A 25,211-nucleotide genomic window follows, 5' to 3' on the forward strand; every position below is an offset into this window, starting at 1 on the left:
TAGTTTCAGACTATACTAGAAACAATTGTTTGAAACCGGTAAACGTGTTGAAACGTGTTTGAAGCCTACAGGGCAAAGAAGGGAAAATGATGGTTTCTCAGCTTTCCGTTCGCGGAGGAATTCCGTTGACGGGGGAGATCACCGTACGCGGTGCAAAAAATCTTGTATCTAAAGCAATGGTTGCCGCGCTCCTCACGAAAGAAACATCCGTGTTGCGTAACGTACCGCAAATTAGGGACGTTGATGTTGTCTCGGATTTGCTCCGTTTACATGGGGTTGAGGTGGAATACAAGCCTGAAGATGGTACGGTGACGATTACGCCGGGGGATATTCATCTTCCGCGCAATCCACATGAAGTCAACACGCTTGCCGGATCCTCCCGTATTCCGATTCTTTTCGCAGGCCCGCTTCTGCACAATTTAGGTGAGGCCTTCATCCCGGATCTTGGGGGTTGCCACATTGGTTCGCGCCCCGTGAATTTCCATTTGGCGGTGCTCGAAGATTTTGGGGCGAAACGCATCCAGGAAACAGCCGGTATGCACCTGGTTGCGCCTAAGGGCTTGAAGGCACGTCCGGTTCGCCTGCCTTACCCTTCCGTTGGTGCCACAGAACAGACCCTGCTCACCGCCGTTATGGCAGACGGGATTACTGAACTATCCAACGCTGCCGTCGAACCCGAGATTATGGATCTCGTGGCAATTTTGCAAAAAATGGGCGCCATTATTTCTGTGGATACCGACCGCGTTATCCGCGTCGAAGGTGTAGAAAAACTTCACGGTTACTCCCACACGGCACTCCCGGACCGTATTGAAGCCGGTTCCTGGGCGGCCGCCGCGCTCGCCACAAAAGGCGATATTTTCGTGCGTGGTGCAGAACAACAGTCCATGATGAGTTTCCTCAACCTCTTCCGCAAAATCGGTGGAAAATTTGAGGTTCGCGACGACGGCATTCGCTTCTGGCACCCTGGCGACACACTCCAATCCGTCTCCTTTGAAACAGATGTCCATCCCGGCATTATGACGGACTGGCAGCAACCCATCGTCGTCGCCCTAACACAGGCTGAAGGTATGAGCATTGTTCACGAAACAGTGTACGAAAACCGCTTCGGCTTCACAGATGCTTTGCGCGAGATGGGTGCGAATATTCAGACGTATCGTGAATGTTTGGGCGGGCACGAATGCCGATTTGGGCAACGCAATTTCTACCACAGTGCGGTTATTCAAGGGCCTACCCCCTTACACGCGGCGGATATTAATGTTCCTGATTTGCGTGGTGGGTTCTCGCATCTCATTGCGACACTTGCAGCGCAGGGAACATCTACGGTTTCCGGTGTGGATATTATTGACCGAGGGTACGAATTTTTCTTGGAGAAGCTCAACGCGCTCGGATCGGATGTCACCGTTATTTCGTAGTTTCGGTACGTTGTTGCTCGGATCTGACGTCACCGTTATTTCGTAGTTTCGCTACGTTGTTGCTTGGAATTGTTGGTGTAGTTGCTCATTATTAATAAGAGGCACCTTTATTTTCCGGCACCATCATGAAGTGGCAACTTCACCCGCGCTGTACGTCGATGTGAGAATTGCACCCCCGTTGCGCTCAAGTTGCACCCCCGTTGCGCTCAAGTTGCGCGTTACCTCTAAGGACACGCACCGTCGCAACTCGCGAATCCAGGTGCGCCGTGTAACAACATACGGTGGGGCGCCTCCGATTTGCAACCTCACCGTAGTACTCTAGGTATGTATATTGTGAAAGCTGAAAGGCACATCGTGAAAAAACGCGTCGCACTGATTTACGGCGGAATCTCCGGAGAACACTCAATTTCTTGTTTGACGGCTGCATCCGTTATGCGCGCTATTGACAGTAACGCATACGAGGTTGTTCCGATTGCTATTGCGCAGGACGGAACGTGGGTTTTAGGGAAAACAGATCCCGACGACGTCGAAAAACACGAGGTTACCGTTTCCGATAACAAGATTTCCTTGGAATGTGGGCCAAACCCCGGTTTCCATATTCTTCACGACGACGGAACAACGACGCCACTTGGGCATATTGATGTTGCATTCCCGCTCGTTCACGGCTCCTTCGGTGAGGATGGGACGCTTCAAGGCGCCCTGGAAATGATGGGTATTCCCTATGTCGGGTGCGGGGTTTTCGCTTCTGCAGCCGGTATGGATAAACATTTCATGAAAATTGTGTTGGAGTCTGCGGGCTTGCCCGTCGCCCCCTATGTTGTGGCAGATACCCGCTCGTGGGCGCGCAGACGTGAGGAAGTGCTTGCCGAAGTTGAAGAAAAACTTACCTACCCTGTGTACGTGAAGCCCGCGCGTGCCGGTTCTTCGCTTGGGATTTCGCGGGTGGCAGGCTCGGAAGCACTTGTGGAAGCTGTTGAAGTGGCTCACAAGGTCGATCCGAAAGTGATTATTGAGCAGGGGATTAAAGGCCGAGAGCTCGAATGCGCGGTGCTTGGCGGGCATGGGCTCGATGCGCCACGTACCTCGGTTCTAGGCGAAATCGTCCTAGAAGCCCAATGGTATGATTACGACACAAAATACAAGGACACCGATGGTTTCTACATGTCCATTCCCGCAGTTATCCCTGAAGAAGATAGCGATACGATGCGGAGAATGGCCGCGCAACTTTTTGAGGCTTTTGATTGTGAAGGCATGACGCGCGCCGATTTCTTTTACACAGAAAACCGCGAGATTTACGTTAACGAACACAATACAGTTCCAGGATTTACAAGCGTCTCCATGTACCCGATTTTGTGGGATAAAACAGGAATTCCTTACCGTGAACTCATAACCGAATTGATTTCCTTGGCATTGGAACGCGGAGTTGGTTTGCGTTAAAAATTATTGCATGTGCGCAAGGAGTTAACGTTTACTGGCGCCAGTTAACGTTTTTGCTTTGCGTACGGACACTCGCTGATGTGAGTTATTATGCGGTTTATTCAGCGGAACGTCCCGCGCCTGCGCGGTAACGCTTTTCCTTCAAAAAACGTAGGCTTCGATACACTTAACTTATGGCACTGACACCTGTACTTATTCGGGACGTTTCCGAAGATGAAATCCTCTCGCGCATTGTTCCCCTCCTTCCCGTTTCCCCTCATGCGACGGTGAAAAGCGGGGATGATTGCGCGGTTCTTGAGGTAAATCAGGTGGCGGTCTCAACAGACATGCTTGTGGAGGGCGTGCATTTTCGTCGCGACTGGAGTACCGGGGCAGATGTTGGCTGGCGAGCTGCCATGCAAAACATTGCCGACGCTGTCGCGATGGGTGCGCGCCCTTCCACGCTTGTTGTGTCCATGGAATTACCGGGAGATTTGCCATTGGCGTGGGTGGAGGATTGTGCCCGAGGCATGGCGCAGGCTACCCGTAGTTGCGGTTGCGGGATCGACGGCGGAGATCTGGTGGGAGGCAAAGCCGTCGTCCTTGGCGTAACTGTTCTCGGGGATATGGAAGGGCGCGCGCCACGTCTGCGTAGCGGGGCACGGCCGGGAGAGGCGCTTATACACGCGGGTAATATTGGGCACGCCGCTACTGGCTACGAGTTGCTCAGGCGCGGGTTTACGCCTTCACGTTCTGTGCGTCAACCTCGTTCTCGATGCAATGTGGCACGCAATTATGTGAAAAGTGCGCACGATGTTTTTATGGAAAATTTCCTTCGCCCATGGCCGCCTGTTAGTGCCGTATTGAATGCTGTGAGGGCTGGATCATTGGGGGCTTTAATGGACGTATCTGATGGCCTTCTTCGTGATGCACGGAGAATGGCAAAGGCGTCGCATATGTGGTTGGATATAGATACGTTGAAATTAGAAGAAAACTTTCGCGCCGTTATGGTTGTAGCCCCTCAACTAGGCATGCATGATTGCCTTGATTGGGCATATCGTACGGTGTTAGGCGGGGGAGAAGATCATGGGTTCCTCGCAACCCTACGCAGACATGAAGAAAAGGCGTGGGGTTTGCACACTCCGCTCTTGCCACAAGGTTTTAAACGTATCGGCACCGTTCGTGATAAATGGGAAGGCGGGCGCGTGACGCTCGACGGTAAAGATATTCCTGCTTATCTTGGAAATTCTGGCTGGGATCATTTTTCGCGATAAAGTGCGAGCGAAGGCCGAGTTATCGCCACTTAACAACACTTCGCACAAAGCAATTGTTGCTACGCCAACAGGTGTTGCTGCGTTAAATGTGGACGGGTACACTATCCACCGGCTTTTTTCCTTCCCGCCGGGGGAATCTGGAAGGGGTTCGCTCCGGTAGATTTTATCCTGGACGTTTTCGCAAAACAATTAAAGAACTGGACACCCTCATTATTGATGAAGCATCAGTGGTGCGCGCGGATTATGGCGGGTTTGTTGGCGGCGAGTTCGATTGAGGCGTCAGTGGGCATAAAAATGGCCGGCACCTTTCGGTAACCGGCCATCCATGCAAGCTTAATTTAGGCTGCGCGCTGAACCTTACCTGCCTTCAGGCAAGAGGTGCACACATTAAGGCGCTTCGGAGCACCTTTCACGAGAGCGCGAACGCGCTGGATATTCGGATTCCAACGACGATTGGTGCGCACATGGGAGTGTGAAACACTCTTCCCGAAGCCCGGGTGCTTGCCGCAGACGTCACAAACAGAGGCCACGGTTATCTCCTTAAATCGACGATTCGGAGCCACAAAGGCTCAACGAAAAATTACAACTCAACTAGTATAACGGTTTTGCTTGCGTCGTACCACCATGTGTGGCGTGGCATACCGCACTTTCCAAGGCACTCAAGATATTATGTTCGTAACGTGACGTTTCAACGTTTGTATATCAAGGCTATCAGCACGCCCTATTAAGGGCACTATATAGAGGGAAAACATGGAGAAAACTGCCGTCGTTTCCGACAGTTGGGACGCATTAAGCACCCCTCTCTCACGTATTCTCGGCAAACGCACCGCCCCGCGATTCGTGGCCCTCGGCATTGAAACTGTAAGAGATCTCCTCTATCACCTCCCTTTCAGGCTTGCTCACCGTGGCGAACTCATGCCGGTGGCACACGCACTTCCGGGAGCAGATGTTACCGTCGTCGGGCGTGTTCTATCCTCAACGCTACGCCCCATGAATGCCCGCAACGGATTTATTCTCACCATCACCATCACCGATGGAACCCAGGACCTGGACCTCACATTTTTCGCAAAAACTAGGCGCCCCCTCACATACCACCACAACCGGTTAAGCAACGGAACGCTGGCGCTTTTCTCAGGAACCGTGAGTCTTTACCGTGGAACTCTGCAGCTTACGCACCCGGATTATGAACTGATCGACGAAGCACAGGGCGTGGATGTGGAAGCAGTATCGCGTCCCATACCGATATATCACGCAAGTGCGAAACTTCCGTCGTGGAAAATTGCGCAAACAATAGAAACCCTTTTAACGACAACGAAACCAGAAGATTTCCCCGACCCTCTTCCGCAAACCTACCTCACATCCAACAATTTGCCCCCGCTGTATGAAGCAATCCAAGAACTACACCGCCCTAACAGCGATGCAACATGGTATAACGCCTACCTGCGCATGAAACACGAAGAAGCGTTTATTTTCCAAACTGCCCTTGCTCAATCAGCTGCGCAAACGCGACAACTTCATACCCAGGCCTATCCCAAGCGCAACGATGCATTATTAGAAAAGTTTGATTCCCAGCTTCCCTACACCCTCACCGAGGGCCAACAGCGTGTTGGTGAGGAAATCAGCCAGGATCTTTCGCGAACATACCCTATGCAACGCCTGCTCCAAGGGGACGTGGGGAGCGGGAAAACAATTGTTGCCTTGCGCGCCATGCTTCAGGTTGTGGATAACGGCGGGCAAGCTGTGCTTCTGGCACCAACCGAAGTGCTCGCGTTTCAACACTACCACACGATTCGAAAACTACTGGGTAATCTTCTCTACGACACGTCCTTACCACGAGTGCTCCCCAACGGAGGTTCCACCGGCACGGGTGTAGATACGTATCGAAATAGTGGCGGTGGCGAGGATGCAATGAACCATAAGGTCACAGCCCCAAATAGCGACCTTGGCGCAACAAATGTTGGCACCAATGCTCATTCAACCCGCATTACTCTGCTCACCGGATCCTTAAGCGCCACGCAGCGCCGGGCAACCCTCGCTCATATCGCCTCCGGTGAAGTCGGTATTATCGTCGGAACACATGCGCTTCTTTCCGACACCGTCAGTATTCCCTTCCTCGGGCTTGCAGTGATCGACGAACAGCACCGATTCGGGGTGGAACAACGCGCCGGATTAGGGCACGGCATACATACACTCGCCATGACGGCAACACCAATCCCGCGAACCATAGCCATGAGCGTATTCGGAGACCTCGATATATCCTCGCTCACGCAACTGCCCACAGGACGCCAAAGCATCTCAACCACTCTTGTCCCCGAAAATAACAGTGCGTGGATGGCGCGCGTGTGGCAACGTGCACGAGAAGAGATCGATAAGGGTGGGCGCGTTTATGTTGTTGTCCCGAGAATCAATGCAATGTACGACGACGGGAGCGAACAAGACACCACCGGGAGGAACAATATCAACCCCACTGGTACACGTAGCGAGCACTCAAATAGAGCGGAAGGCCAGATCTTTAACCCGCACCTGTTACAAGAAGCAAACCCGAGCATAAACCCGCACCTGCCACAACAAACACAACTCAACATAAACACGAACTCATACACGGACACAAACGACAGTACACAACCCCACATCACAAACGTTGAAGAAATGTACGCTATTCTCACACGCCTCCCGCAACTCAATGGAATAAACATTGCCATGATGCACGGCAGACTTAGCGCCGAGAAAAAAACTCAAATCATGGACAATTTTGAATCCGGCCACTCACCCCTCCTCATCTCAACAACCGTGATTGAAGTTGGGGTGGATGTAAAAGAGGCAACCATGATGATTATTATGAACGCAGAACGATTCGGACTTGCCCAACTCCACCAGCTACGCGGACGCATCGGGCGCGGAACCAAACCAGGAATCTGCCTCGCCGTCACCCAAGCCGAACCCGGCAGCACAGCATACGAACGCGTACAAACATTCACCGAAATAAGCGACGGATTCAAACTCGCTGAAGCAGATATGGAACTACGTAGGGAAGGAGACGTGCTGGGCGCACACCAGGCAGGTAAACAATCAAGCCTACGTTTCCTTTCTGTTGCAAAAGACGCCACCATTATTGAAACAGCACGAAATGCGGCGCGCAAACTCATCGAACAAGATCCACAACTCATGGTGCACACCGCGCTACGTGACGCACTCACCACCATAGAAACGCAAACGCAACACTACATGGAAAGGGCATAAATGACACGTATCGTCGCCGGAAGTGCGAAAGGACGCAAACTTAAAGTCCCAGCCACTAAAACCCGCCCAACATCAGAAAAAGTACGCGAAGCAATCTTTTCGCGACTGTGCGCTCGCGGTTTTATTGAGGGGGGAGCGGTTCTCGATTTATTTGCTGGAAGCGGGGCGCTTGCATTTGAGGCCGTGAGCAGGGGAGCACGGTTAGCAACCCTTGTGGATGTGAGTGCCGGCGCGGTGAAATTATTGAGGGATAATGCGCGAGTTGTGCAAGATAGCGTTGATGGGCGTGATGTTGAGATCCATATTTTTAACGCTAAGGCATATAATTTTGTGAAAGAGGAATCCCAATACATTTATGATGTGGTGTTTATTGATCCTCCTTATAACTACGAAAACGAGCATCTTAATGCGTTATTGGAAGGGTTGATTGGGCATATAGCTAGCGATGCAATGATTATTGTGGAACGTGATGTGCGAAGCCCGCAGCCCGTGTGGCCTCGCGGGTGGAATTTGGACGATGAGCGAACCTACGGAGATACCCGGGTGTGGAGCGCGCAAGCGGGGGCGGATGTGGAAGATACACAAGAGGAGACTATATCGTCGAAAAATACACGGACGTGATTACCGAAGTACGCCGTGTTGTGGAACAATATAAGGAGTAGTGCGCGCCTGCACCGGGATAAAAAAGTAGCGAACTAAGGTTAATATATGACACTAGCTATATGTCCAGGTTCTTTTGATCCTGTAACTTTCGGGCATCTCGATATTTTCGAGCGTGCATCAACACTCTTTGACAACATCATTGTTGTAGTTGCACATAATACGATGAAGAATGCACTGTTTACTCCCGAACAACGCGTCAGATTCATTCGTGATGAAGTTGAGCATCTGTCAAATGTTACAGTGGAAAGTGTGGATGGCTTGCTCGTGGATTATGCGCGGAAAATTAACGCCCGGGCGATTGTTAAAGGTTTGAGAAGCGCCGTGGATTTGGATGCGGAATACCCCATGGCGCTAATGAACCGCGAAATTTCAAATATTGAAACCGTTTTTGTTCTGGGGAACCCCGCCAAGGGGCATATTTCCTCAAGTCTTGTTAAAGATGTTGCCCGCTACGGCGGGGATGTCACAAGTTTCGTCCCCGCAGCAGTTGCTCGGGCTCTCAAGGAGGTAATGGCATGAGCGAACAGTTCCAAGGAGATTCCGTCGTCGAGATTCTCGATGAACTTATTGACATTGTGAATAACGGACGGGCGATTCCCATGTCCGCGTCCGTGATGATTAATAGGTCGGAAGTGTTGGATTTGTTGAAGGCGGCGCGTGATGCAGTGCCCGAGCAAGTTGTTCAGGCAGATTCCGTGCTCGCTGACGTGGAAGGCGTGAGAACCAAGGGGCGCGCACAGGCAACCCAGCTTATCGAGAATGCGCAAGAACACGGCAATAAGATTGTGCATGAAGCACGTTCCGAAGCAGAACAGATTCTTTCAGAGGCACGAAACCAGGCTGCGCGCCTCGTTTCCGATGACGCGATTACTGTGGCGGCCCGATCCCAGGCACAACGCATTGTCGATGAAGCCAAAGCTAAAGCCCAAAAGCTCCAAGAAGGCGCCAACAGGTATTCCGACCAGTCCCTTGCACGCCTTCAAGATAATCTTGTGAGCGTTGGCCAGAATCTCGAAGATATTGTTCAACGCGTCAATCAGGACATCGACCAGGCTCTCGCGCAGGTCTATAAGGGCCGTAATGTTCTTGCCCAGCGCAGTACGGCAAATAATTCACAAGCTCAACCAAGCGCTACCATGCGCGAAGGAGGCCAGGAGGCCTAGTGCAACTCCTCAATTCATTCATTCAGTCCCTTGTTGATTTACCCCGGCAAGAAGGAAGCGTTCTTCATGTCGACGAAACCTACGCGACCCCCGAAAATGTAAGCCTAGAAATGATTGGGGTTCCTGAAGGAAGCCCCATGGTGGCGTCCCTTGATATCACCTCAGTTTCGGAAGGCGTGTACGTAACCGGAACGGTGGGAGTTGATGTTGTTGGGCTGTGTGGGCGCTGTCTCGTCGACATTAACGAACATCGCGAAGAAGAGATTTCGGAACTTATTTTCTACCCGGAACGCAAAATTGCCCTTCTTGAAGAGGGCGACGACGTGAAAGATTACCCCGAAATCGTCAAAGATTCCATCGATTTAGAGCCACTTTTCCGCGACGCGATCGTGCTGAATTTACCCTTCCGTCCACTGTGTACCCCGAATTGCCGGGGCTTGTGCTCCGAATGTGGCGAACGGTGGGAAGATTTGCCGGAGGATCATTCTCATGAACTTCCCGCCATCAAATCCGATGCTTTGGATGCTTTAGAAGCGGTTTTGCGTGCAGAGGAAGGCAAATAGTGTCATCGCATGAGTTACTTCTCGCCTGGGGAGCTCCGATTTCACGGCCACTTCTTCGTCGCGCCCTCACCCATAGAAGCTTCGCCTATGAACACGACGAACCACATAATGAGCGCCTGGAATTCCTGGGCGATTCAATTTTGGGTCTCATTATTGCCGAAAAAGTCTTCCGCGAATATCCAGACGCCAGCGAAGGCGACATGTCTCGCATGAAAACATACGCGGTATCCGAAAAAGCCCTCGCGGATGTTGCCCATGCCATTAACCTAGGTAAAGAAATCCGTTTAGGGCGCGGTGAAGAACGCTCCGGAGGGCGTGAAAAAGATTCAATCCTTTCCGACACCGTGGAAGCGTTAATTGCTGCAACATATCTTGAAAACGGTATGGAGACGACGAGGGAAGTCGTTAGTGACCTTCTCGATCAAAAAATTAAGGATGCGTCCCTGCTTGGGCCAAACCTTGATTGGCAGACAAGTTTTGAAGAGCTTGCTCGCAAACATGGTTATGAGGGAACCATGGAGTGCACGATAACATCAACCGGCCCAGATCATGCGCGAGTTTTTACGGCACAGGCATTCTTGGGAGGGGAGGCCTGGGGGAAAGGCGAGGGATCAAGCCAAAAAAATGCGCGCCACAAGGCGGCTGAGGCCTCATACCGAATGCTTGCGGGGCGCTGTGAAGATGAGAAGATGACAAAAAAATAATTCTTGTGTGTATTATCGTCTTAACGATTACTTTATCGGCGAAACCAAATTATAATTGTGATGAAGCCGTTCGTATATCATCAAGGGAGAAGCAACGATGTCCGAGTCCATTAGGGTTATGATTGTGGATGATCACGAAGTCGTGCGTCGCGGAATTGTCGAAGTAGTCGATCGCTGTTCCGATTTAGAAGTTGTTGCTGAGGCCGCAAGCGTTAAAGAAGCCGTGAGGCGTGGAGAACTTGTCCGCCCAGATGTTGCACTTATTGATTTAAGACTTCCCGATGGAACCGGCATCGATATTATTAACCAATTCCACGATGTTACACCGGATACCAAATGTATTGTTCTCACCTCTTATCTTGATGATGAAGCCCTCGCTGAATCCCTGGCTGCGCAGGCAAAAGCATACCTTGTGAAATCCGTACGTGGCGCCGAAATTACAGATAATATTCGCGCAGTGGCGGAAGGCAGAATTCTTCTCGACGAAAAAGTTGTTGATCGCCACCGCATTGACAATAATGAGCCAACCGCGAACCTTACACCCTCAGAACGACGAGTTCTCGACCTTATCGGCGACGGATTATCGAACCGCGAAATCGGTGAACGCCTGGGCGTGGCAGAAAAAACCGTGAAAAATCATATTACTTCTCTCTTAAGCAAAATGGGATTACAGCGCAGAACTCAAGCTGCCGCATGGGTTGCGGCGCAACGTGCAACAGGCTGGCGCCATCAGTAACCCTAACGGATAGGAGCTACCCGGCACCCAAGGAGCTGGTTGTAATGAAACAAGATGCTGGCGGTTTATCGATTAAGTTGTGGTTGGGGTATTTCAATAACAGCGCCGGTGGAAATCAACGCGTCGGTTGAGTAAACCTATTGAAGTTTCCCGGTAACCCTAACGGAAATTAGCTTCCCAGGTGAGCTGAGTTCCACTCGGTTCTATGGAGTGAGCCGTGAAATGCCCGTGTGAACGCCGTGCGCGCGCAGCTAAGTTTGACAGTCCGCTCCGCCTTTTCACATTGTGCATCCCCACTCCATTATCTTTTACTGTTACCTTGACATGGCCCGGCGTAATCACCACACTGACAAACATTTCTGTTGCGTTAGCATACTTCGCAGCGTTCGTGAGCCCTTCACGAATGACAGCCACAATATCGTCGGAAAGATCGGAACCAATAACGTCGTCAACCTCGGTACCGGCGCGTTCGTCGATTTTCTCTCCCATAAATTCCAGGTTGAGATGCGCAGTGAACCCTAACTGGCCAGTTATGCTGGACACTTCACGGGTGACGCGTTGGGCGATTGGAACGGTAGCTTTCGGATCACGTAGGGAGTAAATAATGCTTCGAATTTGCCCCACGGAATCGTCAATAGAAGAAAGTGCTTCATCGAGAGTTTTCATGACGAGAGGATCTGGGTGCTTTGCAGATAAATCATCACGCAAGGTTGAAAGTTTCAAGCCTGAAGCAAAGAGTTTTTGGATCGCAAAATCGTGCAAATCTCGCGAAATACGAGAACGATCTTCGAGTTGAAGCGCACGTGTTTGTAACTGGCGAGATGAGGCGAGTTCAAGTGCCAAAACAGCCTGGGTTGCCACATTTTCTGCCATGGAAAGATCTGTTAAATCAAATTCTTTCGAATAGCGGTTGCGTACCAGCATAATCAGCCCCTGAGATTTGCCTTTATTAACCATGGGCACGAAAAGTACCGGCCCGAAGTTCTTGACACGTGCATCATCTAAAAGAGTTGCGGAAGCGAAATCTTCGAGAACACGCCCCATGGCGGCGTTTGCAGCTTCGCGTGCGCGTGAATTTGGAGGGAACTCCAAACCCACAAACTTGTGCGAATCCTTTCCCGAGGTGAACTCGCAAATCCAATTATCCCCAACTGAGGGCAAAATAATGAGAGCAATATCAGATTGGGAAACTCGTCGCATCGTGTCCGCAATAAGCTGGAGTGCATCTTCTTCGTCGGAACCTTCCAAGAGGGCGGTGGTAATACTGCGTGATGCCGTAATCCATCGGGCACGCGAAATGGATTCGAAGTAGAGAGCAGCATTTTCCAGGGCGGTGGCCGACGCTTGGGTAAGAAGCCTCACAGCTTGTTCATCTTCGTGTGAGTAGGTTTCCTTTCCCACGAGCATGAGTCGCGCAATACTGCGTTGTTTCGTATGGATATCCGATATGAGGAATGGAGCGTTGTTGAACGACGAAAACTCTGCGTCACCTAGGTTGTCCGTTGCGGCTGCGGTGTTTTCTTCCGTTTTGTGCGTTACGTTGTGAGGTATATCGTTCGTTGAGTGCTCTGCTGGGCCCTCTGTTTCGTTATCTTGTTCCTCGGTCTGCACTATTTTGTCTGGAGAGCTCAACGGTTCGAGAAAAAGTGCGTCCGTAGGGCTCAGTTTTCTTACTTCGGTGTCTGTAATCGAAATGGTTTCCAGAAAATTCCGCAACGCCTTTTCATCTATTTCAGGCAGTCCAGCGTTGTCACCGAAGGTCAAAATATTCGTGATGTGCCCTAAACCGTCGAGTACACCTACATGGGCGATGGGAGCGCCGGTTACTTGGATACTTGTTTCGGCGAGGTTGTGGAGAATGCCCGCCCGGTCCATCCGTGTTGTGATAGTGAGGGCAGATTGTAGTAGAGAAGTATCGGGTTGTGTCATGCGTTTTCCTGATGGATTGACCATGCATATTCGGTGTTACGACGAAGAATGTTCTCGTGGGTTCCGTAATCCTTGACGTAAGTTATATTGTTATCGTTTTTCTCTAACACGATAACATTATCCGCTTCGTCAAGTGGTGATATTCGATGTGTTACGACGATAATGGTTCGTGGATCTATAGGATCTTTTCCGGCTCGGAGCAAATCGCGAATGAGAAGATCGGCAGTTTTTGGGTCGAGGTGTTCACCTGGTTCGTCGAGAAGAAGATATTGGGCGCCGGATGCGAGTGCGCGTGCCAGAAGGAGACGACGGCGTTCTCCACCGGAAATTGTTGCAGCATCCTCGCCGAGCATGGTGTGAACGCCGTCGGGAAGCTCTGCCAGCCATGATCCTAAACCGGTTTTGTGGAGAAGGATAACGGCTTCGCGTTCGGTGACGTGGGGGTTTGCGACACGAAGATTTTCGAGGACAGTTGTTTCAAAAATATGTGCGTCTTCTGCCGTGAGAATGAGAAATTCGCTGACTTCTTCCCTGGGAATCGTTGCTATGTCTCGTCCGTTGTAACGAACAGTTCCCTGGTGAGCGGGTAGCATTCCAGCGAGCGTGAACAACAGTGTTGATTTTCCGATGCCGGAGGGGCCAACGATACCTAGGGATGTGGAAGGAGGAATGGTAAAGGAGAGAGGCTCGGAAATATCGGGATGACCTGGCCACCCCAGTACAGCGCGGTCAATAATCAATCCCTCAGGTGTTTTGCTGCTACGCGGGGAGGGCTCGGATGAGGAATCGGTACCCGAAGAATCACTGTGTGAAGGGGCGGTAAGTGAAGAGTCGGTGCCCGAAGAAACGCTACCCGAAGAATCACTGTGTGAAGGGTCGGTACGCGGGGAGTCGTTAGCCGAAGAGTCGCTAGGTTGGTGGGTAACCACGTTCTGAGTGTCGTGCTGTTCTGCTTTATCGAGCAGTTCGAGGATGCGCTGAGCGGCTTTTGCGGAAGTAACCAGCTGGATAGCCGATTCTCCAAGCCCCATTGTTGCTTCAAAAGCCGCCAGTGGAGTAAGAACACAAACAGCCAAAGCGGTTTGTGAAAGCGTGCCCGCAGCCAACTGTTGGCTTCCAATAATGATGGCGCACACCACCACAATCCCCATAGCAATCGTATCGATGGCCACAGCTAAAGCCTGGGGGCGAGCAGCGCCGTCGCGGTGGGTGAAAATGCGTTCTTCTGTTTTTCGCTGAATTATTTCTATGTCCGTTAGACGCCCAGACACACGAAGTTCGGTAGCCGAATCGAGAAGGGTGAGCGCCTGGGAAGAAATTTCACTGCGATCTCTGACCTGGGATTCTTCGGCACGTCGCCCACCTCGCATAGCAAAGTAGGGAGCCACAACGCCGGAAAGAAGAAGGCATAAGAACAAGACAACACCGATGGCGGGCGAAAGAATCCCTACAATCAGGCAGGAAGTAATACACACAACAACAGCCACGCATGCCGGTTGAAGAGCCTTGACAATAAGGTCGCCAACAGAATCAACATCTCGCCCGGTGCGGGCAAGCAAATCCCCTCGTCGTATAGAGGTAATAACGTCTGTGGGGGACTGCGCAAGCGTTGAATAAACGTGGGAACGCAGGTGCGACATGCCGTAGAGCGTAACGCGATGGCTAAAAATGCGGTTCACGTAACGTAATACAGCCTTGGATACACCGAAGAAACGCACCGCGGTTGTAGCAACTCCCAAAACTAGAACGGGTGGCATTTGGGAGGCGCGAGTAATAAGCCAGGCAGAAACGGCCGCCAGGCACACCGAGGAAATAAGTCCGCTCGCCCCGGCCGCTACCGAACCGATAAAACCGCCGGTTTTGACCTTGAGAAGGGGAAGGATTCGTCTAATGGCGCGTCGCTCATCTGCGGGGAAAACACTCACTTGCCCTCTCCTTCCTTGACTTCGCTCATAACGGTGCCCTGTGGTTGGGGTGAAACTTGTACCGTGCCTACTTGTGGTGTGGCTAATTTCGTTTCTCTTTCTGTTCTGGTTTGGTTTCCGTTTCGGGTTTCTGTTCTTGTTTCAAATTCCGTTCCGTTTGTGTTTTGTGCGACGCTGTCTGCGAGAGATTGTGTTGATGCGTAAACGTCCACAATGTTATCCGCCACCCCTATGAGGGCTTGCCTGTGCGCGATAACGATGACGGTACGTCCCGATTCGCGTAATTTTTGCACAGATTCGACGACGTGTTCCTCACTTCTTGCGTCAAGATGCGCGGAAGGTTCGTCAAGAAGGATAACGGGACGTTCGCTGATGAGTGCACGTGTGAGCGCAAGGCGCTGCCTTTGCCCAACGGACAAGCCAACACCACCTTGGCCTATCATGGTATTCCAGCCTTGGGGAAGTGTTTCGATAACAGAATCAAATCCGGCAAGTCGTGCAGCTTCACGCGTTTTCTCATCGACAATTCCACCAATATTTTCGGCGACGGTACCTGGAATAAGAACGGGACGTTGGGGTACCCACGTGATGTTGTTCCATAGACTTTCGCGCGAAATAGCGGAGAGAGGAACGTCCCCTATCGTAATATTCCCTTCGTCGGGGTCGAGGAAACGCATGAGAACATTTGTCGTCGTCGTTTTTCCTGAACCTGAAGGGCCACGAAGCACAGTAATCTCACCGGGGCGGAGAGTTGCTGTGAGCTTGGCTGGGGCGATTGTTTCACGGCCCGGCGCATATACGCTGAGGTTATTAATGTGAATGGTGCTTAAAGAAAGATCGGGGCATGGTTCTTGGCCATCAACAACGGGAAGTGGCGTTTCGAGGATGTCGAACGCTTGATCAGTTGCCGCCACGCCGTTAGACGAAGCATGAAATTGGGTTCCAACATCGCGTAAGGGTTTAAAAACTTCCGGGGTAAGCATAATAATGGTGAGCCCTACGAACAGCCCCATATGCCCGGCAACCATACGCAAGCCTACTTCGACCGCAACAAGGGCTGTTGAGAGGGTGGTGAGGAACTCAAGGACGGCTCCGGAAAGGAAAGCAACATACAGCGTTTGCATCGTGGTTGCGGCGTAGGTATCTCCAAGGTGTTGGACACGTCCTTCGGGGTGTTTTTCCCGTCCTACGGCTTTGAGGGTGGTGAGTCCGGCGAGGAGGTCGAGCAGTTGCTGTCCCAGGCGTTGCATGGAGGCGAGGCGTTCGGAAGCAAAGTTTTGGGTGAGCCTGCCAATAAGAATCATGAAGAGGGGCACGAGGGGAATGCATAGAACAATGGCTAATGCACTAATCCAGTCGAGCCACACAATGACGATAAGCGCTACCGGCATAACCGTGCAGGTGAGGATGAGCTGGGGCAAAAATTTTACGAAATATGGCTCTAAATCATCAAGACCCGAAGTTACAAGAGTGACAGTTGAGCTTGAATGTCCTTGGGAGAGCCATCGTTCTCCAACGTCCCCTGCGTGGCGTACAACGCGGGCGCGCAAGTCCGCAATTGTTGTGAGAGCCGCTCTATGCCCGTAGGCTTCCCGCAGGTAGAGCAGTAGTGCGCGAAGCGCGAAAACAATGCCGAGCCAGGCAATACGCCACGACATATCCGAAAGTTCGGCGTATCCGTCGATAACGGGGGAGATGCTCCCGGCAATTAAGAGGCATTGGGCAAGAACAAGAACAGTTTCGCAAAACCCTAGGGCGCCCAGAAATATCACGTATTTACGCGCTGCACCTACGTATTTCATAAGGCGAGGATCGAGAGGTTTCATTCCATTCCTGTTCGACGGGGATGTGGTGATATTGATTGATACTACACGAAACAAAAACGTGGCCGCACAGTTGGACTATGCGACCACGTTCCGGAGTTATTTCACTTCAAATTGGCGAATCTTTCGCGGTTCGAGTCCGACGGGTTCTTCGGGAATCTGGCCTACGTCGATGCGCTTGCGGAACATGTAGTATGCCCAGAATGTGTATGCGAGAACAATCGGAACAAAGACGATAGCGACAACAAGCATAATCCCCTGTGTGGGTGCTGTTGCGGTTGCCTGTTCGATAGTGAGTGAATATGCGTCGTCGATATAGGATCTCATCGCGTACGGGAAGATCATGGAGAAAATAGTGGCGACGGCAAACGCGATACCTGCGAAATGCAAACCAAAGGCAAGCCCATCTCGGTTCATCCACGTGAAGTAGACGGTTGCAATGAGAAGGATTGCGCAGATGGCGAGCGGAATGATAGCAAATACCTGGTTGGAGTAGACGAAGTATGCCCACAGTGCCCAGACTGCTGTCAGGCCGGTGGAAACAAGGGTTGTCTTCTTTGCGAGTCCCATGGCTCGCTTCTGAAGATCTCCGGAAACCTTAATGGAAATCCACAGTGCGCCGTGGCTCAAGCATAGGCTCATCACAACGAGACCACCGAGAATAGTGAACGGAGTGAGCAAGGAGAAGAAACCACCTGTTAAGAAGTGATGGTTGGTTGCAAGTGATGAAACAACCTCACCGGGTGCAACTGCTACGAAGCTACCGGATTCGTAGGAGCCCACTTCAATAGCCATGCCCTGAACGAAGTTTGCGAAGGCAACACCGAAGAGGATGGTAACAACCCACGAAACAACACAGTGAAGCATATCCCATGTTCCGCGCCATTTTTCGGTGCGAATCATTTTGCGCCATTCAAGTGCGCAAATACGAATGATGAGGCACAGAAGAACGGCAACGAGAGCAATATACATGCCCGAAAACATGGTGGCGTACCATTCGGGGAAGGCGGCGAAGGTGGCGCCACCGGCGGTGAGCAACCATACTTCGTTTCCGTCCCAGTGCGGGCCAATCGAGTTGATTAACGCCCGGCGTTCACGTTCGTTCTTGGCAAAGGGTTTCAAGAGCATACCTACACCGAAACCGAAGCCTTCTAGGGCAACGTAACCAATCCAAAGAACGACGATGAGGATAAACCAAATAATCATTAAAAGTGTCATGGTAACTTCCTCCTAGTACACAAGTTCCGGTGTGGCTTTGACATCGTATTCAACGACTTTCTTGTGGGTGTTGATACCTTCCTTGAGGTATCGTGCCAGTAGCCAGAACCACACAATGCCGAGCGACGTGTACAGCAGGGTAAATGCCGTCAAGGAGAAGGCAACACTTCCTGCATTGACAGAATGGGATACGCCGAGATCCGTCATGAGGAGAACCCCGTCGACGTGACCAGGGTAGACAACCCACGGTTGGCGCCCAATTTCTGTGAGAATCCAGCCCGCCGTATTGGCGAGGAACTGGAGAGGAATCATCCAGAGCCAGAATCTTCCCCACTTTTCGCTTCTGACTAATCTGTTTCCACGCAATACCCATAGGCCAACGGCGGCTATGAGGATATCAAGCAGGCCAACGCCGACCATCACGCGGAAGGAGTAGTAGGAGACGAGAACATTAGGTGTTACTTCGTTCTTACCGTATGCTTCGGTGAATTTATCGACGAGTTCCTTGTTGACGTTTTCCATCTTGTGGATACGATCAAGGACCTTTTTATTGGCTTCGTCAATGGATTCGAGGCGTGATTCAGGACCGGTGAAGTGGTTCGTCATCATGAAGGATTCGAGGCCTGGAATCGGAACATATACCTGTGTTGCCGTATCGCAACTATTGCCGAACATGACGAGGGAGAGTTTAGCGCTTTCTTCTCCCTTGCATACGCCCATCATGGCAGCTGCTTTAGTCGGCTGAATCTCTCCGAGGTGCTGACCCATGAAGTGACCTGAAGTTGCGGCAATAAGTGATGCCACGAGGGTGACTTTTAAGCCAAGTTTTGCGGTGGGTTTCCAGTAATCGCGTGCTTCTGATTCATTTCCTGTCAGACGAATGGAGCGAGCCATCCACCAGAACGCGAAACCTGCAACAAGGACACCGGAAAGGGTGAATGCCGCTGAGATGGCGTGTGCAAATGTGTAAATCCATGTCTCGTTAGCGAAAAGCTTGAGGAAACCTGAAACGCCATCAAGTTCAGCGCGCCCTGTTTTTGGATTAAATACGGCGCCGTTGGGATTCTGCATGAAGCTATTTGCTGCAAGAATCCAGGCTGCGGACACCATGGTTCCGATGGAGAACAGCCATGCGCAGAGGTTATGAATCTTGGGGGAGAGGCGACCTTTTCCGAAGATCCACAAGCCGAGGAATGTAGATTCAAGGAAGAAGGCAAGAAGTGCCTCAAACGCAAGAGGTGCGCCGAAGATATCACCGACGAATCGGGAGTATTCAGACCAGTTCAAACCGAACTGGAATTCCTGAACGATACCTGTGGCAACGCCAAGTGCGAAATTAATGAGCAGAATTTTGCCGAAGAAATCGGTAATCCGCTGCCATTTCGGATCGCCCGTTTTACGGGCTTTGGTCTGCATAAATGCGACGATGAGTGACAGCCCAATGGTTAGGGGTACCTGGAACCAGTGGTACACAGTGGTGATACCAAACTGCCACCGAGCAAGGGTGATCGGATCCACTTTTCGCCTTTCCAATTATGTACTGTGTGACATTCCAACCTGAAGACATGCTGAAATATGCCACCTAAGGACCTGTAATGGTTCTAGTTTAGACCCTAGAATGTTCGACAGTCGCCTTGAAAACTCCCTAGTGTGGCGCAGGGTATCCTCCTTTTAGGAAATGTAGCAAGGCTTTTAGAGACACCTTTCCCAAACTTGGGACAAAAGTCCCACATAATATATTTTCCGTTACATTTGTAATACTTCGTCTCTATTTCGTTGGTGCGGGAAGGAAGGGAATATCGGCGCAAATACCTTTAACTTGTCACATACGCAAATGCATTCCTCATTAATGTTGGAGACCTATGTGGCGAGGTTCGAGACCTATGTAACGAGGTTCGAGACCTATGTAACGAGGTTCGAGACCTATGTAACACGGAGTGTGGAAATGAAAGGTGTGGCATATTCTCGAATGTGCACACTCTCATGTAGAATATTCGATAGGAATCGAATGCTACCGCATCGCATTCGACGTCGTCGCCGGATTAAAGTACACACCACGAGATGTTTTTGGCGAGATGCGAACCACCGTTTTTGCGACAGTGTCGCACATTAAAGACCAGACTTTATGGGATGTGGAATGAAGGACTGGTCAGGAAGTGTAGTCGAATGGCTTCTCATGCCACGGCGTTTGAAAAACGTGGGACAACTATGTCACCACGTTTTATTCAAACGAACCAATCACCCTTTTACTCAGCTGTTGAAGATGAAACGGCCGAGCCCGTCACTAAGTACACCATGAATTTCGGGCTCCCCATTTTCCAAGAACCCGATTCATCCGACGAATCCAAAATCATCCGAAAAATCACCTATATAGATATAGAGGACGACGAGGAAGAACAACCTCCCAAACGCGAACGTAATCGTGACGCAGGTGCCGAGAGCAAAGCCGAGAAAAAAACATCGGATAAGTTGGCGCGTAAGGAATCACAAAAACCCGACGCCAAGAAAGATGGATTTGAACAGCCCGCAGAACCGACACGTCGTCGTCGTACAATGAAAACCGAACCCGAGGACGACGTTACCGCTCCTCTCGGCTCAACACGTTTAGCGGCTAAACGAGCGCGCAGGCGGGACCGGCGTGAAGTATCCTCACGTAGACGCGGAACCATTACGGAAGTCGAATATATTGCACGCCGCGAAAACGTTAAACGCGAAATGCTTGTGCGTGAACACGATGGGCTCAACCAAATAGCTGTTCTTGAAGACGATGTACTTGTGGAACATTATGTTGCCAGGCGTACCCAAATTTCGATGGTGGGAAACGTCTATTTGGGGCGTGTCCAAAACGTTCTTCCTTCTATGGAAGCGGCCTTCGTGGATATTGGGAAAGGGCGCAACGCCGTTCTATACGCCGGTGAAGTGAACTGGGAAGAAGCAGGAATTACCCACAAAAACCCGCGCATTGAACAGGCGTTGAAAACCGGAGATCCCGTACTGGTGCAGGTCACCAAGGATCCGATTGGGCATAAGGGTGCGCGATTAACCGCGCAAATCACCCTTGCGGGGCGTCACCTCGTCCTGGTGCCCGGAGGAAACATTACCGGCATTTCCCGCAAACTTCCAGAAGCGGAGCGCCATCGCCTCAAGAAAATATTGAAGGAAAATCTTCCTGAAGAACACGGTGTGATTGTGCGCACCGCAGCTGAAGGCGCAACTCAGGAACAGCTTAATGACGACATTGAACGGCTCGTAAAATCCTGGAAGGAAATTCAGCGTAAGAGCAAGCAGGCAAAAACCGCGCCTGTCGTTTTGAAGAGCGAACCGGAGCTTGCCGTGCGTGTGGTTCGCGATATCTTCAACGAAGATTTCGATAAACTCAAGGTCCAGGGCAAGGACACGTGGGAAACAATTTCCGAATACGTCTCCGAGTTGTCGCCGGAACTTCATGAGCGCCTAGAGCACTGGGAATCTTCCGAAGATATTTTTGAAAAGTATCGTGTCGACGAGCAACTCGCAAAAGCCTTCGATCGTAAAGTTTGGTTGCCCAGTGGCGGAACGCTTGTTATCGACCGCACCGAAGCTATGACGGTTATTGATATTAATACCGGAAAATACACGGGAAGTGGCGGTTCGCTGGAAGAAACCGTGACGCTCAATAATTTGGAAGCGGCTGAAGAAATCGTCAGGCAGCTTCGCCTTCGCGATATTGGCGGAATTATCGTTATTGACTTTATCGACATGGTTTTGGAAGCCAATCGCGATCTTGTGTTGAGGCGCCTTATCGAATGTCTTGGGCGCGATCGCACTCGCCACCAGGTTGCAGAAGTGACCTCTCTGGGTCTTGTTCAAATGACACGTAAACGTGTGGGGCAGGGCCTTGTGGAAGCATTCTCTGTTCCGTGCGAGGCGTGTGATGCACGAGGCTACATTATTCAAAGTACCCCGGTAGAAAAGGGAGAGGAGCCCGTTCAGGAAACGGGGACGAAGAAACGTCGTCATCGTCGTGCAGAAAAGAACTCGGTGAAGCAAGATGCCGATAAGGCCGCAAAGAGAGAAGCGGCCTCGAACGCCATGAATTCTATTGCTGCGGCCACACATGTAGATGTGCCACCCGCAGGAAAGAAGGACGTCGAGAAGGATACGCAATCCGAAGAATCAACCAAGCGCTCAGAAGATACCGGCCAGGGGACGTCATCTGAGGAAACCGCACCACGCAGAAGGCGCAGGCGTGTTGTGGTGAGCAGCGGTGTGGTTACTCCTAAACGCCAAGATCATTCGGAAGAAGAAGCGCAACATGTCGAGACCTCCTCTCCGACATCGGGTGTTCACGCGGGTACACATTCTGTGAAAACGCGGAGCCGTGGTGTTGTGAGTAGCGGAACGATTTCGACGTCACCCGCCCATGAACCCGTTTCTGTTGTGACAATTTCACACGACGGAGAAGATTCATAGGTGAAAAAAGTCAAATAAAACAAGGCTTTCTACGTACAGTGGGATATCCCATAGGTAAAATGGCACAAACTACAGATGTGTAACTTGAGTTTATGGGGGAAGTCGTTGTAAAGTAGTTAGCCGATGCTTAAAGCAATCGATAGTTAAACTATGCGCAAAAGCGCACAAGTAGCCGTAATCAACAGGAGCAAAACGTGGTGTACGCGATCGTCAAGGCCGGCGGCCGTCAGGAAAAAGTTTCCGTCGGAACCGTCGTCGTTATTGACAAGGTGGAAGGCGAAGCTGGAGATACCATTCAGCTTGAGCCCATCATGCTCGTTGACGGGGACAAGGTCACCACGGCTGCCGATGGCATTTTGGCGAAGGTAACTGCTGAAATTGTTCGCGACGAAAAGGGTCCGAAGATCTCTATCGTTAAGTACAAGAACAAGACTCGTTACCGTAAGCGCCAGGGACACCGCCAATTGCGGACCCGTGTGAAAGTCACCGGCATTAAGTAATGGCCTATCAACGTTAACTAGCGATATTTTAAGAAGTAAGTAAGAAGGTAAAGAGATGGCACATAAGAAGGGTGGCGGCTCGTCCAGTAACGGTCGCGATTCGAATGCTCAGCGTCTCGGTGTGAAGCGCTACGGTGGTCAGGTTGTTGGCGCAGGAGAAATTCTTGTTCGTCAGCGTGGCACCAAGTTCCATCCTGGTGTGAATGTTGGCCGTGGCAAGGACGACACCTTGTTCGCCAAGGAAGCAGGCACCGTTCAGTTCGTGACACGTCGCGATCGCAAGATGGTTGACGTCGTTACAGCAGATGCGTAAACGATAATAACTTCTCGTAAGGGGTGGGATATTCTTCCACCCCTTACGTGTATCACAGGGAACCTGGCTTCAAAGCGTAGTGCTTGGTACGCCAGCAGTGTGGAAAGTCGGTGCGAGAAATATTTGCACACAATCTCGGGCTTCAAGCATCTGATTCGCACAAGAACCGCGCAGAAACTATTCGCATAGGTTTCCGGCTTGTAGTAGTTGCACATTAACACGGGAAATAACACTTTCATGGCAACATTCATCGATAAAGTAACCCTCCATCTCACGGCTGGAAATGGTGGTAACGGGTGCGTCTCGGTACGTCGCGAAAAATTTAAACCACTCGGCGGGCCGGATGGCGCCGACGGAGGGCACGGCGGAAGCATTATCTTCAAGGTCGATACCAGCGAGCGAACCCTTCTGGACTACCACAGAATCCCGCATCGCAGAGCGCAAAACGGACAACCCGGCGCCGGCGATCTGCAGCGAGGCAAAAATGGTGCGGATCTTATCCTCAACGTACCCGAAGGAACCGTCATCACCACGCCGGATGGCGATATTCTTGCCGATTTAAGTGTGGCAGGGGACAGCTATATTGCCGCGCGTGGCGGAGTTGGTGGTTTAGGAAACGCAGCTCTTGCGTCGAAAAAACGTAAGGCTCCAGGTTTCGCTCTCCTTGGTGAGCCAGGTGAAGAACGCGACGTTGTTCTCGAACTGAAATCCGTTGCCGATGTCGGGTTGATTGGCTTCCCTTCTGCCGGTAAATCCTCACTTATTGCAGCAATGAGTGCTGCGCGCCCGAAAATCGCCGATTATCCTTTCACCACCCTCGTTCCGAATCTCGGTGTGGTAACCGCTGGAGATGTGCGTTACACTATGGCGGATGTGCCAGGGTTAATTCCGGGCGCTAGCGAAGGACGTGGCTTAGGGCTTGAATTTTTGCGGCACATTGAGCGTTGCGCTGTCCTTGTTCATGTGATTGATTGCGCCACCCTTGAACCCGGGCGCGATCCGCTCACGGATCTGGACATTATTGAACAAGAACTTGCGCTCTACTCCTCACAAATTCCGCCCATGGAAGGCGTGGTTCCTTTAAGTGAACGCCCCCGCATTGCAGTTCTCAATAAAATCGATGTGCCCGAAGCAGAAGAACTTGCCGAATTCGTGACCCCGGATCTTCAAGAACGCGGAATGGATGTGTACCTTGTTTCCGCTGTGGCGCGCAAAGGGTTGAAAGAACTCTCCTTCGCCCTGGCTAACATTGTTGAAAAAGTTCGCAGCGAACTTCCCAAAGAGGAAGAACAGCCTCGTATTGTTTTGCGTCCGCAACGCGCGCAGTCCAGCTTCACCGTCGAACAATGCACGTATGGTGGAAATACGTTCTGGAATGTACGTGGCCAAACCGTAGAACGCTGGGTTATTCAAACAGATTTTGATAACGACGAAGCCGTGGGTTACCTTGGGGAACGTTTGCATCGCGTTGGGGTGGAAGATCAGTTGCGTAAAGTAGGTGCTTTACCCGGTGATATGGTGGTGATTGGTCCGCCACAAACAGGTTTTATTTTTGATTGGGAGCCGACGGTTGCCGCGGTTTCTGAGGTGTATGGCCCTAGAGGTTCTGATTTGCGTCTTGAGGAAGAGCGTACCCGTGCAACACGCCGTGAAAAGAGGCAGGCACATCACGATCGTATGGATGCTAAAGAAGCTGCACGTCAAGAACTTCGAGACGACCGCGAGAAAGGGCTGTGGACAAACCCCTCAGAATAATGCCCTCATATTGTAGGGTTTGTTGTGGTAGTCACCGACGCTAGACGCATATTCGCAATAGGCACCGCATTATTCACAAAGGACGTGAAGCCGAGTTAGATACGTATGTGGCCGTATTTAAGGTG

The 25,211-nt window shown here is 51.3% G+C and carries 22 protein-coding genes; 16 read left to right on the forward strand and 6 right to left on the reverse strand.

Annotated features, from left to right (window positions below):
* The first annotated feature begins 89 nt into the window (after positions 1-89).
* The 5 genes from murA (at position 90) to G445_RS11670 (ending at position 4,377) form a co-directional block, all read left to right on the forward strand.
* Complete coding sequence (gene murA / locus G445_RS0106820; RefSeq protein ID WP_026421024.1) at positions 90-1,412, forward strand: UDP-N-acetylglucosamine 1-carboxyvinyltransferase; 1,323 nt, start codon at positions 90-92, stop codon at positions 1,410-1,412.
* A gap of 130 nt (positions 1,413-1,542) precedes the next feature.
* Positions 1,543-1,734: a hypothetical protein gene (locus tag G445_RS11540; protein WP_156825577.1), complete on the forward strand. Its 192-nt coding sequence runs from the start codon at positions 1,543-1,545 to the stop codon at positions 1,732-1,734.
* 32 nt (positions 1,735-1,766) lie between these two features.
* Positions 1,767-2,849, forward strand: coding sequence for a D-alanine--D-alanine ligase family protein (locus G445_RS0106825; protein WP_306718325.1), 1,083 nt, complete (start codon positions 1,767-1,769; stop codon positions 2,847-2,849).
* 173 nt (positions 2,850-3,022) lie between these two features.
* Entirely contained in the window at positions 3,023-4,102 is a 1,080-nt protein-coding gene (thiL, locus tag G445_RS0106830) for a thiamine-phosphate kinase (RefSeq protein ID WP_022866800.1), read from the forward strand.
* Between the two features lie 86 nt (positions 4,103-4,188).
* Complete coding sequence (locus G445_RS11670) at positions 4,189-4,377, forward strand: hypothetical protein (RefSeq protein ID WP_022866801.1); 189 nt, start codon at positions 4,189-4,191, stop codon at positions 4,375-4,377.
* Positions 4,378-4,440: 63 nt separating this feature from the next.
* Here G445_RS11670 and rpmB read toward each other — a convergent pair whose 3' ends face one another.
* Complete coding sequence (gene rpmB / locus G445_RS0106840) at positions 4,441-4,632, reverse strand: 50S ribosomal protein L28 (RefSeq protein ID WP_022866802.1); 192 nt, start codon at positions 4,630-4,632, stop codon at positions 4,441-4,443.
* A gap of 220 nt (positions 4,633-4,852) precedes the next feature.
* On the opposite strand from rpmB, the gene G445_RS0106845 reads away from it, so the two are divergent.
* From G445_RS0106845 to G445_RS0106875, 7 genes are all read left to right on the forward strand, one after another.
* The gene (locus tag G445_RS0106845; protein WP_022866803.1) at positions 4,853-7,342 is read left to right on the forward strand and encodes an ATP-dependent DNA helicase RecG; all 2,490 of its coding nucleotides are present in this window, start codon (positions 4,853-4,855) and stop codon (positions 7,340-7,342) included.
* Positions 7,343-7,963 carry a 16S rRNA (guanine(966)-N(2))-methyltransferase RsmD gene (gene rsmD, locus G445_RS0106850; protein WP_022866804.1) on the forward strand — a complete coding sequence of 207 codons (621 nt, stop codon included), beginning with the start codon at positions 7,343-7,345 and terminating at the stop codon, positions 7,961-7,963.
* An 87-nt stretch (positions 7,964-8,050) separates the two neighbouring features.
* Complete coding sequence (gene coaD, locus G445_RS0106855; protein ID WP_022866805.1) at positions 8,051-8,524, forward strand: pantetheine-phosphate adenylyltransferase; 474 nt, start codon at positions 8,051-8,053, stop codon at positions 8,522-8,524.
* Positions 8,521-9,168 (forward strand): SPFH domain-containing protein, encoded by a 648-nt coding sequence (locus G445_RS10185; RefSeq protein WP_022866806.1) that lies wholly within the window; start codon positions 8,521-8,523, stop codon positions 9,166-9,168. The genes coaD and G445_RS10185 overlap by 4 nt, the downstream gene beginning before the upstream one ends.
* Complete coding sequence (locus G445_RS10190) at positions 9,168-9,731, forward strand: YceD family protein (protein WP_022866807.1); 564 nt, start codon at positions 9,168-9,170, stop codon at positions 9,729-9,731. Before G445_RS10185 ends, G445_RS10190 begins: the two co-directional genes overlap by 1 nt.
* Positions 9,731-10,435, forward strand: coding sequence for a ribonuclease III (gene rnc / locus G445_RS10195; RefSeq protein WP_022866808.1), 705 nt, complete (start codon positions 9,731-9,733; stop codon positions 10,433-10,435). Before G445_RS10190 ends, rnc begins: the two co-directional genes overlap by 1 nt.
* Before the next feature lie 97 nt (positions 10,436-10,532).
* Complete coding sequence (locus tag G445_RS0106875; RefSeq protein WP_022866809.1) at positions 10,533-11,171, forward strand: response regulator; 639 nt, start codon at positions 10,533-10,535, stop codon at positions 11,169-11,171.
* A gap of 159 nt (positions 11,172-11,330) precedes the next feature.
* On the opposite strand, the gene G445_RS10200 is transcribed toward G445_RS0106875, so the two are convergent.
* The 5 genes from G445_RS10200 to G445_RS0106905 all read right to left on the reverse strand — a co-directional run bounded on the left by G445_RS10200 (position 11,331) and on the right by G445_RS0106905 (position 19,584).
* Positions 11,331-13,100: a GAF domain-containing sensor histidine kinase gene (locus tag G445_RS10200; RefSeq protein ID WP_022866810.1), complete on the reverse strand. Its 1,770-nt coding sequence runs from the start codon at positions 13,098-13,100 to the stop codon at positions 11,331-11,333.
* Positions 13,097-15,025: an amino acid ABC transporter ATP-binding/permease protein gene (locus G445_RS11965; RefSeq protein ID WP_022866811.1), complete on the reverse strand. Its 1,929-nt coding sequence runs from the start codon at positions 15,023-15,025 to the stop codon at positions 13,097-13,099. The genes G445_RS10200 and G445_RS11965 overlap by 4 nt, the downstream gene beginning before the upstream one ends.
* The gene (gene cydD / locus G445_RS10205) at positions 15,022-16,851 is read right to left on the reverse strand and encodes a thiol reductant ABC exporter subunit CydD (RefSeq protein ID WP_022866812.1); all 1,830 of its coding nucleotides are present in this window, start codon (positions 16,849-16,851) and stop codon (positions 15,022-15,024) included. The genes G445_RS11965 and cydD overlap by 4 nt, the downstream gene beginning before the upstream one ends.
* 96 nt (positions 16,852-16,947) lie before the next feature.
* Positions 16,948-18,066: a cytochrome d ubiquinol oxidase subunit II gene (gene cydB, locus G445_RS0106900; protein WP_022866813.1), complete on the reverse strand. Its 1,119-nt coding sequence runs from the start codon at positions 18,064-18,066 to the stop codon at positions 16,948-16,950.
* A gap of 12 nt (positions 18,067-18,078) precedes the next feature.
* On the reverse strand, positions 18,079-19,584 hold the full coding sequence (locus G445_RS0106905) for a cytochrome ubiquinol oxidase subunit I (protein WP_022866814.1): 1,506 nt from the start codon (positions 19,582-19,584) through the stop codon (positions 18,079-18,081).
* Between the two features lie 648 nt (positions 19,585-20,232).
* Here G445_RS0106905 and G445_RS10210 point away from each other — a divergent pair.
* From G445_RS10210 to obgE, 4 genes are all read left to right on the forward strand, one after another.
* The gene (locus G445_RS10210; RefSeq protein WP_022866816.1) at positions 20,233-22,518 is read left to right on the forward strand and encodes an Rne/Rng family ribonuclease; all 2,286 of its coding nucleotides are present in this window, start codon (positions 20,233-20,235) and stop codon (positions 22,516-22,518) included.
* A gap of 194 nt (positions 22,519-22,712) precedes the next feature.
* On the forward strand, positions 22,713-23,018 hold the full coding sequence (gene rplU, locus G445_RS0106920) for a 50S ribosomal protein L21 (protein ID WP_022866817.1): 306 nt from the start codon (positions 22,713-22,715) through the stop codon (positions 23,016-23,018).
* Between the two features lie 55 nt (positions 23,019-23,073).
* Entirely contained in the window at positions 23,074-23,331 is a 258-nt protein-coding gene (rpmA, locus tag G445_RS0106925) for a 50S ribosomal protein L27 (protein ID WP_022866818.1), read from the forward strand.
* Between the two features lie 237 nt (positions 23,332-23,568).
* Entirely contained in the window at positions 23,569-25,086 is a 1,518-nt protein-coding gene (gene obgE, locus G445_RS0106930; protein WP_022866819.1) for a GTPase ObgE, read from the forward strand.
* Positions 25,087-25,211 lie beyond the last annotated feature (125 nt).

The sequence above is a fragment of the Actinotignum urinale DSM 15805 genome (assembly GCF_000420445.1).
GTDB lineage: Bacteria > Actinomycetota > Actinomycetes > Actinomycetales > Actinomycetaceae > Actinotignum > Actinotignum urinale.